General features: G+C 63.6%; 10 protein-coding genes. 3 read left to right on the plus strand and 7 right to left on the minus strand.

Translation table 11 applies throughout. The annotated features are described in order from the left end of the window. Window positions 1-6 precede the first annotated feature (6 nt). On the plus strand, window positions 7-1,263 hold the full coding sequence (locus tag ACX3M4_RS23845; RefSeq protein WP_459355458.1) for a glycoside hydrolase family 3 protein: 1,257 nt from the start codon (window positions 7-9) through the stop codon (window positions 1,261-1,263). Here ACX3M4_RS23845 and ACX3M4_RS23850 read toward each other — a convergent pair. The 7 genes from ACX3M4_RS23850 to hutI all read right to left on the minus strand — a co-directional run bounded on the left by ACX3M4_RS23850 (window position 1,257) and on the right by hutI (window position 10,125). Next, window positions 1,257-2,807: a TRAP transporter large permease gene (locus ACX3M4_RS23850; RefSeq protein WP_459355459.1), complete on the minus strand. Its 1,551-nt coding sequence runs from the start codon at window positions 2,805-2,807 to the stop codon at window positions 1,257-1,259. The two genes, ACX3M4_RS23845 and ACX3M4_RS23850, sit on opposite strands and share 7 nt — an antisense overlap. After that, window positions 2,804-3,307: a TRAP transporter small permease subunit gene (locus ACX3M4_RS23855; RefSeq protein ID WP_459355460.1), complete on the minus strand. Its 504-nt coding sequence runs from the start codon at window positions 3,305-3,307 to the stop codon at window positions 2,804-2,806. Before ACX3M4_RS23855 ends, ACX3M4_RS23850 begins: the two co-directional genes overlap by 4 nt. 418 nt (window positions 3,308-3,725) lie before the next feature. Next, window positions 3,726-4,823, minus strand: coding sequence for a TRAP transporter substrate-binding protein (locus ACX3M4_RS23860; protein ID WP_459355461.1), 1,098 nt, complete (start codon window positions 4,821-4,823; stop codon window positions 3,726-3,728). A 51-nt stretch (window positions 4,824-4,874) separates the two neighbouring features. Beyond that, complete coding sequence (gene hutU / locus ACX3M4_RS23865) at window positions 4,875-6,548, minus strand: urocanate hydratase (protein WP_459355462.1); 1,674 nt, start codon at window positions 6,546-6,548, stop codon at window positions 4,875-4,877. A 28-nt stretch (window positions 6,549-6,576) separates the two neighbouring features. Beyond that, complete coding sequence (gene hutG, locus ACX3M4_RS23870; protein ID WP_459355463.1) at window positions 6,577-7,374, minus strand: N-formylglutamate deformylase; 798 nt, start codon at window positions 7,372-7,374, stop codon at window positions 6,577-6,579. Further along, window positions 7,361-8,917, minus strand: coding sequence for a histidine ammonia-lyase (hutH, locus tag ACX3M4_RS23875; RefSeq protein ID WP_459355464.1), 1,557 nt, complete (start codon window positions 8,915-8,917; stop codon window positions 7,361-7,363). Before hutH ends, hutG begins: the two co-directional genes overlap by 14 nt. Beyond that, a complete protein-coding gene (gene hutI, locus ACX3M4_RS23880; protein ID WP_459359496.1) occupies window positions 8,914-10,125 on the minus strand; it encodes an imidazolonepropionase in 1,212 nt (403 codons plus the stop codon). Before hutI ends, hutH begins: the two co-directional genes overlap by 4 nt. Before the next feature lie 74 nt (window positions 10,126-10,199). On the opposite strand from hutI, the gene ACX3M4_RS23885 reads away from it, so the two are divergent. Continuing rightward, window positions 10,200-11,579, plus strand: coding sequence for a formimidoylglutamate deiminase (locus ACX3M4_RS23885; protein WP_459355465.1), 1,380 nt, complete (start codon window positions 10,200-10,202; stop codon window positions 11,577-11,579). 29 nt (window positions 11,580-11,608) lie between these two features. Beyond that, window positions 11,609-12,307 (plus strand): GntR family transcriptional regulator, encoded by a 699-nt coding sequence (locus ACX3M4_RS23890; protein ID WP_459355466.1) that lies wholly within the window; start codon window positions 11,609-11,611, stop codon window positions 12,305-12,307. Window positions 12,308-12,340: the final 33 nt, after the last annotated feature.

A 12,340-nucleotide genomic window follows, 5' to 3' on the forward strand; every position in this document is an offset into this window, starting at 1 on the left:
GCCAGCATGCGCTTCATTGTCCGCTTCAGTGCCGTCTTTCTTTTTGCCTTGCAGGCCGTCCTGCTAGGGCCTTGCACGTCGCACGCCGAAACGCCTTCACCGGATGCGGCAAATGCGAAGGCCCAGTCAGAGGTGTCAGCCGGTCTCAGGGAAAAAATAGGCCAGATGATCCTGGTCGGTTTTCTGGGAAATACGCCCGGTCATGGCGGCTTCGAGCGGGTGCGTGCGCAGATGCAAGCCGGTGAAATCGGCGGTGTGCTCTATCTCGGGAGAAACCTGAAGAACAGGAACACGGTGCGCCGGATGAATACCGGTCTGATGGCGGCTGCCCCCGGCCACTTGCCCCCGCTGATCGCGGTGGATCAGGAAGGCGGCGTCGTGCAGCGGCTGAAACGGCACCACGGCTTTCCTCAGACCGTCTCCGCAAAACGCATGGCCCGTCAGGTCAGTCCGGCCGGAGCGGCGAGGGCCTACGGCGCGCTTGCCGAAGGGCTCGCCGACTGGGGCTTTACGCTCAATTTGGGGCCTGTGGTGGATGTCGATGTCTACCCGCGCAACCCGATCATCGGCCGGCTGGGGCGCTCCTATTCAGCCGATCCGAAGCGGGTGGCGGAATACGGATCGGCGTTTGTCGAGGCGCACCGGCAGTTGGGTGTCCTGACGACGCTCAAGCATTTTCCGGGGCACGGCTCGAGCCGGCGGGACAGCCACAAGGGCGTGGTCAATGTTTCCAGAACCTGGACGGAGAAGGAGCTGGAACCGTTTCGCCAGATGATCTCCGAGGGCAGGGTCGATCTGATCATGACCGCCCATGTCATCAACCGGGTGCCGCCGATCGAGAGTGGCGACGCTCCCGTTTCGCTTTCCAGGCAAGCGCTCACCGATGTCCTGCGCGGTGATCTCGGCTTTGCCGGAGTGATCATCTCCGACGATCTGCAGATGGATGCCATCCGCCGGAATTTCTCCCTGGAAGAGGCCGTGGTGCGTGCGGTGAATGCCGGGACGGACATTCTCCTCTTTGCCAACGACAAGCGGCCGGACCCGGCGATCCCCGGCAAGGTGGCCGATATCCTGGTCCGCGCAGCGGCAGAAGACGCCGCGCTCGCCCTGAGGATCGATGCCGCCTATGGCCGGATCCTCGCGCTCAAGCGCCGTCTGCTGCCAGAGGCTTATCCGGCCATGCTCTCAAAAGGCACGCTCGCGCAGTGGCTCGCGGCAACAGTGCCGGACCCGGAACGCTGTTCCTTGCCGCCGGCTCAATAAAGCCAGCGCGGCAGGAACGTTGCGAAGACCGGGAAGATCCAGAGGATTGCGACGGCGACGATCTGCAGGAGGATGAAGGGCACGACGCCGCGATAGATCTGCCCCGTGGTGATTTCCTTGGGCGCCGCGCCGCGCAGGTAGAATAGCGAAAAGCCGAAGGGCGGTGTCAGGAAAGAGGTCTGCAGGTTGATGGCGATCAGCACCGTCAGCCAGATCGGGTCGATGCCCATCAGGATCAGCGGCGGGATCAGAACGGGCAGGAGGATGACCGAGATCTCGACGAAATCCAGGAAGAAGCCGAGCACGAAGACGAACAGCATCGCGAAGATCAGCGCGCCGGTCGGTCCGCCCGGCATTTCCTGCAGGATGTCCTTCACCCTGTCCTCGCCGCCGAGGCCCACAAAGACCAGTGAGAAGAAGCTCGCCATCAGGATGGTGGCGAAGATCATCGAGATGACGGTCAGGGTCGAGAGCAGCGAGGCTTTCAGGAGACCGTCCGAGAAGGCGGCTTTCAGGATGCGCAGCACGACGGCAAAGGCAAAGAGGGCAAGACCCGCATAGACGGCGGCGAGCATATAGCCGCCCGCGGTAATGTCCGAACGCTGCAGACGCACGGGCAGGAGCGAGGCGGCAACGGCAAGCACCAGCAGCGCGGCTGTCGCCAGCACGATCAGCTTTGTCGAGACGCCCAGGCGGCGCCCGGCCAGCAGGATGGCACCGATTGCACCGACCGAGGCGGCCTCGTTCGGCGAGGCGATGCCGCCGAGAATGGAGCCGAGCACGGCGACGATCAGCAGGATCGGCGGCACGATGGCGGCGGCGATCTCCCTGGCCGAAGGCTTGTCGACATGTTCCGACATGGCAGGCGCATCGTTCGGGAAGAGAAAGGCACGGCCGACGATATAGGCGCAGTAGACGACGACCAGCAGCAGGCCCGGGATCATGGCGGCGGCGAAGGTCTGGCCGACCGAAATCGTCTCGATGGTGAACTTGCCTTGCGCATATTGCGCCTGCTGGAAGGCGTTGGACATGACGTCCGCCAGGATGATCAGAAGTGTCGAGGGCGGGATGATCTGGCCGAGCGTGCCTGCCGTGCAGACCATGCCCGACGCAAGCTTCGGATCGTAGCCGTTGCGCAGCATGGTCGGCAGGGCGATGAGACCCATCGCGACGACCGTGGCGCCGACAATGCCGGTGGAGGCGGCCAGCAGCGCGCCGACCAGCATCACCGAGACGCCGAGACCGCCATTCATGCGACCGAAGAGCCGGCCCATCGTCTCCAGCAGGTCCTCGGCAATGCGGCTCTTTTCCAGGATCACGCCCATCAGCACGAAGAGCGGAATGGCCGTCAGCACGGGGTTGATGAGCACGCCAAAGAAGCGCTGGCCCATGGCCCCCATGAGCTGGATGTTGAATTCGCCGGTCATCCAGCCAAGCAAGGCAAAGCCCGTGGCAACACCCGCGATGGTGAAGGCAACCGGATAGCCGAGCAGGATGAAGGCGATCAGCGCGCCGAACATGATGAGATCGAGAGGCAGGCTCATGCGCTGACGCCTTTCAGCTTCTGAACATCGCGGATAAAGGTGGCCACACCCTGGATCAGCAGCAGCACGCAATAGGCGGGAATGAGGGATTTCAGGAGGAAGGAGGCCGGAATGCCGCCGACGGAGATCGGTCCCTCCAGAATGGCCCAGCTGCCGCGCACATAGGGCCACGAGAACCAGATCAGCACGATCAGAGCCGGGGTCAGCAGGAAAAGATGACCGAAGAGATCGATCCAGGCCTGGGCCCGTTCGCTGGCCTTGGCGTAGAAGATATCGACGCGCACATGCGCATTGACGAGGAAGGTGTAACCGGCCCCGAGCATGAACAGCGCCGCGTGAAAATAGAGCACGCCTTCGTCAAGGAAGATGAAGCTGTAGCCGAACACATAGCGCAGCAGGACGATGGCGAACTGCAGCAGCAGCATGAGCAGTGCCGCCCAGCACAGGACGTTGCCGATCCAATAATTGACGCGCTCCAGCGCCCCCGCCAGTCCATCCATCGCGATCTGTCCCTGCCCCTCTTTGAAGCCTAAACTCACTTGCCATCTATTTGTTGCCGGCAGCCATTCCCAGCTCCCATTTGAGACCCGAGAATCTCCGCTTGTACCCCTCTCCCCCCTTGCGGGGGAGATGTCCGTGAAACGGACAGAGGGGGGTGAACCCTCACCGGGAATTCGGACATGCCGGATTGAGCCGAGAGGCTGTCACCCCCCTCTGTCTCCTGTCGGAGACATCTCCCCCGCAAGGGGGGAGAGGGGAACAAGCGGTTAAGCTGATTTCCACATATTACAAAATCCCCACAACCCTCATCCTGAGACGGACCTTGCGGTCCTCCTCAGGATGAGGCCGGTGGCGGTGAAGAATTGCCGCGCCGGGGAAGACTGCCTGGCTTCCCCAACCCGCATTTCAGACACCCGGTCAGTCGTACTTGTAATCCAGCAGACGGGCGTTCATTTGGCCGTTGTCGGCATAGGGCATGTACTCGCGCATCAGCTTGCGGTAGGCGAGGAAGCTTTCCGTGATGCGCACAACCAGTTCGTCGCTGTCGGCACGCAGTTCCGCGATGACTTCACCGGCGGCATTGCCCATGGCGACGATGACGTCGTCCGGAAGCTTGCGCACCATCACGCCGTGGTCGTTGACGAGCTGCGTCAGCGCCTGGGCATGCTTGGTGTTGTATTCCGTCAGGACATCGTTGTAGAGGCTGGCGCAGGCGCGGCTGACGGCTTCCTTCAGGTCGTCCGGCAGGGCGTTGTAGGCTTCCAGGTTCACCGCGCATTCTTCCGCGGAAGACGGCTCGCCCACACCCGGCCAATAGTAGTTCTTGGCGATCTGGTAATAGCCGAGGGCGCTGTCGGTCCAGGGGCCGATGAACTCGCCGGCATCCAGCGCACCGGACTGCAGAGCCTGGAACATCGCCGGGCCGCTCATGGCCTGAACCGCCATGCCGAGCTTGGTGCACATTTCGGAGGCGAGACCGGTGGAGCGGAACTTCAGGCCCTTCAGGTCGTCGACGCTGTTGATCTCGTTGCGGAACCAGCCGGCCCACTGCGGACCGGAATTGCCGCACAGGAACGGCTTCAGGTTGAAGCGGGCGTAGATCTCGTCATAAAGCGCCTGGCCGCCGCCATGGATCATCCAGCCAGCCTGTTCCGGTGCCGTCAGGCCGAAGGGCTGGGAGCCGAACAGCAGGATGCCCTTGGACTTCGAACCCCAGTAGGCCGGAACGGCATGATAGAGCTCGGCCGTGCCCTGGCCGACGGCATCGAAGACGCCGTTGCCCGGAACGATTTCACCGGCCGCGAACAGCTGCACCTCGATGCGGCCGCCGGAAAGGGCGGTGATGCGATCCGCCAGCATCTGGGCGGCAACACCCGGGCCGGGCAGGTTCTTCGGCCACGCGGTGACCATGCGCCACTGGATCTTGTCCTGTGCGATGGCAGGAGCCGCCAGCGCGGAAGCGGCAACGGCAGCCGTGCCGGTGGCACCGGCTTTCAGGAAATCACGTCTCTTCATGTCAGTTCCCCTCAGTCAGGTTTTGGATATGGAGCGTCCTGCCGTGCGTTTTCATTTCCCCAGAATGGCCGGCAGGTTAAGCCCCTGTTCTTTCGCGCAATCGAGCGCGATCTCGTAGCCGGCATCGGCGTGACGCATCACGCCGGTGGCCGGATCGTTCCACAGCACCCGGCCGATACGCCGGTCGGCATCTTCCGTGCCGTCGCAGCAGATCACCATGCCGGAATGCTGGGAGAAGCCCATGCCGACGCCGCCGCCATGGTGGAGCGACACCCAGGTCGCGCCGGAAGCAGTGTTGAGCAGGGCATTCAGAAGCGGCCAGTCGGAGACGGCATCCGAACCGTCCTTCATGGCCTCGGTCTCGCGGTTCGGCGAAGCGACCGAGCCTGAATCCAGATGATCGCGGCCAATGACGATCGGTGCTTTCAGCTCGCCGTTGCGAACCATTTCGTTGAAGGCAAGGCCGAGGCGATGGCGCTGGCCGAGGCCGACCCAGCAGATACGCGCCGGCAGTCCCTGGAAGGAGATGCGCTCGCGGGCCATGTCCAGCCAGTTGTGCAGGTGCTCGTCGTCCGGGATCAGTTCCTTCACCTTGGCATCGGTCTTGTAGATGTCCTCCGGGTCGCCGGAGAGGGCGCACCAGCGGAACGGGCCGATGCCGCGGCAGAAGAGCGGTCGGATATAGGCCGGAACGAAGCCGGGGAAGGCAAAGGCGTTTTCAAGGCCTTCTTCTTTTGCCACCTGGCGGATGTTGTTGCCGTAATCGAGCGTCGGCACGCCGGCATTCCAGAAGTCGACCATGGCGGCGACATGCACCTTCATCGAGGCGCGGGCAGCTTTTTCGACGACTTTCGGTTCGGTCTCGGCCCTGGCGCGCCATTCGGCGACGGTCCAGCCCTGCGGCAGGTAGCCGTTGACCGGATCGTGGGCGGAGGTCTGGTCGGTGACGATGTCCGGCTTGATGCCGCGCTTGAAGATTTCCGGGAAAATGTCGGCGGCATTGCCGATGAGCGCCACAGACTTGGCTTCGCCCGCCTTCGTCCAGCGGTCGATCATTTCCATGGCTTCGTCGAGGGAATGGGTCTTCTCATCGACATAACGGGTGCGCAGGCGGAAGTCGGCGCTCTTCTCGTCGCATTCGACTGCCAGGCAGCAGGCGCCTGCCATGACGGCTGCCAGCGGCTGGGCGCCGCCCATGCCGCCGAGGCCGCCGGTCAGGATCCAGCGGCCCTTGAGATTGCCGTTATAGTGCTGGCGGCCAGCTTCCATGAAGGTCTCGTAGGTGCCCTGCACGATGCCCTGGGTGCCGATATAGATCCAGGATCCCGCGGTCATCTGGCCGTACATGGCCAGGCCCTTCTTATCCAGTTCGTGGAAATGGTCCCAGTTGGCCCAGTTGGGCACCAGGTTGGAATTGGCGATCAGGACACGCGGCGCATCCTTGTGGGTCCTGAAGACACCGACGGGCTTGCCGGACTGGACCAGCAGCGTCTCGTCTTCTTCCAGGGTCTTGAGGCTGGCGACGATCCGGTCGAAATCGTCCCAGGTGCGGGCGGCGCGGCCGATACCGCCATAGACGACCAGTTCGTGCGGGTTTTCCGCAACATCCGGATGAAGGTTGTTCATCAGCATGCGCAAGGGGGCTTCGGTCAGCCAGGACTTGGTGTTCAGCTCGGTGCCGGTCGGCGGGAAGACGTCACGTGCGTTGTGGCGGGGATTTGTCATGATGGGCTCCCTGGGTGTCTTCGTGATCTTAAATGAGGGAAGGCGCGAGATTTTCCAGCGCGCTCAGGATGTCTTTGAGATGAAGGCGAAGCTGCTCCGCCCTGGCCTCGTCATAGGCAAAGGGCGTGTCTTCGCTGGCAAGGTGGGTCTTCTGCGCCAGTTCCATCTGGATGGCGTGAAAACCTTCCGATGGGCGGCCATAGTGCCGTGTCGTCCAGCCGCCTTTGAAGCGGCCGTTCAGGACCGACGTATAGCCTTCTGCAGCCGCCGTCCGGCTGACGACGGCAGCTTCGATTTCGGCTGCGCAGGTGGTGCCGTTGTTGGTGCCGGTGTTGAAGTCGGGCAGGGTGCCCTCGAACAGGAACGGCACGATCGATCGGATCGAGTGGCAGTCATAAAGGATGGCGACGCCGTGCCTGGCGCGGACCCGCTCCAGCTCGACCGCAAGGGCCGCATGATAGGGCGCATGCCAGGCAAGGCGCCGGGCTTCGATTTCGGCAGCATCCGGTTCTTTGCCGGAGTGGTAGATGGGGCGTCCGTCGAAATCGGTGGTCGGGCAAAGTGTTGTCGTGTTCTGGCCCGGATAGAGCGAGACCCCTTCCGGGTCCCGGTTGGCGTCGATCACATAGCGATGGAAATTGGCTTTCACCATGGTCGCGCCGGGGATGAGGCCGGCATAAAGCCGGTCGACATGCCAGTCGGTATCGGCAAGTTTCAGGCCTGTCTCGTTGAGACGAGCGTGAATATCCTCCGGCACGAAGGTCCCGGCATGGGGAACGCCGAGAACCACCGGGCCATCGCCGCGAAAGACCTCAACCGGCTGCATGTGGGTCTCCCAGCGTGATCATGTGCGCGGCCGAGACTGCCGAAACCAGCGTGCGGCCGCGGACCAGACCGGCGGCTGTTTCCAGATCCGGAGCCATGTAGCGGTCCTTTTCCAGGGACGGCACGACCTCGCGCAGGTTCTTCATCACGGTCTGCAGGGCGTCGCTCGTCTTCAGCGGTGCGCGATGTTCGATGCCTTCGGCGGCGCAGAGAAGCTCCACACCGAGGATCTGGCTGAGGTTCGCGTTCATGCGGGCAAGACGGCGGGCGCCATGGGCGGCCATGGAGACATGGTCTTCCTGGTTGGCACTGGTCGGGGTCGAATCCGTCGAGCACGGATTGGCGAGATGCTTGTTCTCGCTCATCAACGCGGCAGTGGTGACTTCCGCGATCATCATGCCCGAGTTCAGTCCCGGGTCCTTGGCAAGGAACGGCGGCAGGTCGAAGGAGAGCGTTGGGTCGACCATCAGTGCCACGCGGCGCTGGGAAATTGCCCCGAGTTCGGCAATCGCCAGCGCGATCTGGTCGGCGGCAAAGGCGACGGGCTCGGCGTGGAAGTTGCCGCCGGAAACGATGCGGTCGGCATCGATCAGCACCAGCGGGTTGTCGGTCGCCGCATTCGCCTCGATCTCGAGCGTGCGGCCCGCCATGCGCAGCAGGTCGATGCAGGCCCCGGCCACCTGAGGCTGGCAGCGGATGCAGTAGGGATCCTGAACGCGGGTGTCGCCTTCGCGGTGGCTTTCGCGAATTTCGGATCCGTCCATGATCATGCGCATCGCCCGCGCGACTTCGATCTGACCGCGATGACCGCGCAGCTCATGGATTTCCGGCAGCAGCGGCGCAGTCGAGCCCATGATAGCGTCGGTGGAAAGGCTTGCGGTGACCAGCGTTGCCTCCGCCAGTCGCCAGGCATCGAAGAGGCCGGTGAGGGCGGCCGCGGTGGAAAATTGCGTGCCGTTGATGAGGCCGAGGCCTTCCTTGGGACCGAGCACGACCGGGCTGAGGCCCGCCATTGCGAGGGCGTCGCCACCGGGCATGCGGGCGCCGCCGAATTCAGCCTCGCCTTCGCCGATCAGAACGGCTGTCATATGGGCAAGCGGCGCAAGGTCGCCGGAAGCGCCAACGGAGCCCTGTGACGGGATCACCGGGGTCACGCCTTTTTCAAGGCAATCCTCGATCAGCTTCAGCACCTCGAAGCGTACGCCGGACGCGCCGCGGCCGAGGGACAGCAGCTTCAGCACCATCATCAGGCGGGTGGTGGTCCGGTCGAGCGGCTCGCCGACGCCGCAGCAATGGGAGAGGATCAGGTTCCGCTGCAGCGTCGCCGTATCCTTCGGCGCGATCTTGACGCTCGCCAGTTTACCGAACCCGGTGTTGACTCCATAGACGGCTTCCGTGCCGCTGGCCGCCTTTGCAACGCGTTCGGCGGCAAGGTTGATCGCGGCTTCCGCGGACCGGTCGACGCGAACGGCCAGTTCTTCCCGGTAGATGCGTTCCAGATCGGCCAGGGTGACAGACCCCGGCGTCAGGGTAAGGGTGCTCATTCAGAGCCTCCGAAGATGCGTTTGTGAAGAGAGTTGAAGCCGATCCGGTAGGAGAGTTCCGCCGGATGGCTGACATTCCAGATGGCAAGGTCTGCCCTGTTGCCGCGCGCGAGCGTGCCGCGATCCTCCAGGGCAAGGGCCTTGGCAGCTTCGCGGGTGACGCCCGCAAGCGCCTCTTCCGGCGTCATGCGGAACAGCGTGCAGCCCATGTTCATGGTGAGCAGCAGCGAGGCGAGCGGCGAGGAGCCCGGATTGCAGTCGGTTGCAAGGGCGACCGGGACCTTGTGCTTGCGCAGGAGATCGAGCGGCGGCTGCTTGGTTTCGCGCAGCGTGTAGAAAGCACCGGGCAGCAGCACGGCGACCGTGTCGCTCTCCGCCATCGCCTTGACGCCGGCCTCGTCCAGATATTCCAGATGGTCGGCCGAAAGAGCGCCATAGGAGGCGGCGAGTGCGGCGCCGTTCAGATTAGAAAGCTGCTCGGCATGGAGCTTCACCGGCAGGCCGAGATCCTTGGCCTTGTCGAAGACGCGTCCGATCTGCTCCGGCGAGAAGGCAATGCCTTCGCAGAAACCGTCGACCGCATCGACAAGTCCTTCGGCGTTGGCGGCTTCCAGTGCCGGCAGGCAGACCTTTTCCAGATAGCTGTCGGCCTTGTCCTTGTATTCCGGCGGAATGGCGTGGGCGCCGAGAAAGCTGGTTTTTACGATGATGGGGCGCAGCTTGGCGATCTTGCGGGCGGTGCGCAGCATGCGCAGCTCGGTTTCCTTGTCGAGGCCATAACCGGACTTGATCTCGATGGCGGTAACACCCTCGGCGATCAGCGCATCGACACGGGGGAGGGCGGCTTCCAGGAGCTGCTTCTCGCTGGCCGAGCGGGTGGCTTTCACCGTGGAGACGATGCCGCCGCCGGCGCGGGCCACTTCCTCGTAGCTCGCCCCTTCCAGCCGCATCTCGAATTCCCGCGCCCGGTCGCCGCCGAAAACCACGTGGGTGTGGCAGTCGATCAGGCCCGGCGTCACCAGCCGGCTGCCAAGGTCGTTCGCAGGCAGGGAGGCATAATGGGACGGCAGGTCAGCCGCCTTGCCCACCCAGGCAATGCGCGAGCCTTCGATCACCAGGGCGCCGTCCGCGATCAAGCCGTAGGGCTCGCCCGTCTCTGTGAGCGTTGCCAGCCTGGCATTTGTGAGGAGGCGTTTGGACACGGCCATCTCCGGCTTGATTAGATTGCGATATAAGATAATATGCATGCACATATTAAGGTGTCAACGAGGGAATAGCGGATATGTCGACAGTTTCTGCCGGGACGGTTTTTGCGGAGAAAGCACTCCTGGCCGGCGGCTGGGCAGAGAACGTGGCCGTAACCATCGGGGCGGATGGAACCATTGATGGCGTAAAGACCGGTGCTGAGCCGCAGGGCACCCGCGTCGGCATTCTGCTGCCCGCACCGGTGAACCTGCACAGCCACGCCTTCCAGCGCGCCATGGCCGGGATGAGCGAGCGGCGCGGGCTTGAAAGCCGCGACACGTTCTGGACCTGGCGCCAGATCATGTTCCGTTTCCTCGATGCCCTGACGCCGGAAGACGTCGAGGTGATTGCCGCCTTCGTGCAAATGGAAATGCTGGAGGCGGGTTATGCCGGGGTGGGCGAATTCCACTACCTGCACCACCAGCCGGGCGGCGCGCCTTACGCCAATCTCGCCGAGATGTCGGAGCGCATCATGGCCGCGGCTTCCGATACCGGTATCGGCCTTACGCATCTGCCCGTCCATTACCAGTATGGCGGTTGCGACAAGCGCCCGCTTGCAAACGGCCAGATCCGCTTCGGCAACGATTTAGAGCGTTTCGCGAAGCTGCATGAGCTGGCAGGCGAAGCCCTGAAGTCGCTGCCAGATGATGCCGTCATCGGCGTTGCACCGCATTCCTTGCGTGCGGTCGACGAGGAAAGCCTGACGGCAGCCGTCGCTCTTGCCGGCGCAAATCCACTGCACATGCATCTGGCTGAACAGATCCCGGAAGTGGACGAAGTGCTGGCAGCGCGTGGCAAGCGGCCGGTGGAGTGGCTGCTCGCCAACCATGCCGTTTCCGAAAACTGGTGCCTGATCCACTGCACCCAGATGACGCCGGCAGAAACCAGGGGCCTTGCCGCTACCGGTGCCATCGCAGGTCTCTGCCCGATCACCGAATCCAGCCTTGGCGACGGCATCTTCGACGGAGTTCACTATCTGTCGGAAGGGGGCCGCTTCGGTGTGGGGTCGGATTCCAACATCCGCATCGCCCTGTCGGAAGAGCTGCGCACGCTGGAATATTCCCAGCGCCTGCGCGACACCTGCCGCGCCTCCGTCGCGACGAAGGAGAAGTCCACCGGCCGCGTGCTCTTTGATGGTGCGGTTGCAGGCGGAGCTCAGGCCGCGGGACGCAACTCGGGCAGGATTGCTGCAGGCAACCTCGCCGATCTCGTGGCGCTCGACAGTGGCGCCATTGATCTGGAGGGCCGGGACGGGGATGAAATTCTCGATGCCTGGATCTTTGCCGGGGACGACCGCATGGTCTCGGAAGTCTGGTCCGCAGGCCGGCATGTTGTTTCCGGTGGAATCCATGTAAAAGGCGAGGCCATCCGCGCGAAATACCGGGCAACCATGGCTTCCCTGCGCGACAGACTTTAAACGACGACTTGGACGGGTAAGACGACTTGGTGCTGACCGACACAAACTCCTGGACCGGGATCCGCGAAGAACTTCTTCGCCGGATCCACGACCGGGTCTGGCAACCGGGGGAGCAGATCCCCCACGAAGCCGACCTGGCGGAGGAGTTCGGCTGCGCCCGCACGACCGTCAACCGGGCTCTCAGGGATCTGGCGGAAAGCGGCCTCGTCGTGCGCAAGCGCCGGGCGGGAACGCGCGTTGCGCTCAATCCGCCGCAGCGGGCGACGCTGACGATCCCGATCCTGCGCAAGGAGGTCGAAGCCCTCGGCCGGCCCTACCGCCATACCCTTCTGGAACGGGACACGCGCCCGCTGCCGCCGATGCTGCATGGTGCGTTCAAGATCTCTCTCGGCACGGACGTACTTTACCTGAAGACGCTGCATTTCGCCGATGACCGGCCCTATGCCTTCGAGGAGCGCTACATCAACCTGGAAGCCGCGCCGCAAGCCCGCGACATGGCCTTCGACGATGTCAGCCCCAACGAGTGGCTGGTGCACAACGCCCCCTACAGCCACGGCGATATTTCCTTTTTCGCCCTAAGTGCCGACGAAACCCTGTCTAAGAAGCTCGACGCCGCCATCGGCACCGCGCTCTTCGCGACGGAACGCATCACCTTCTCCGGCTCCCTGCCGATCACTCACGTCCGCCTGATCTTCGCACCGGGCTACAGGATGCGGACGGAGATCTGAAGGGGAACGTTGCTTCCAGGTCGCCTCTCAGAG

The organism is Roseibium sp. M-1, assembly GCF_054515675.1.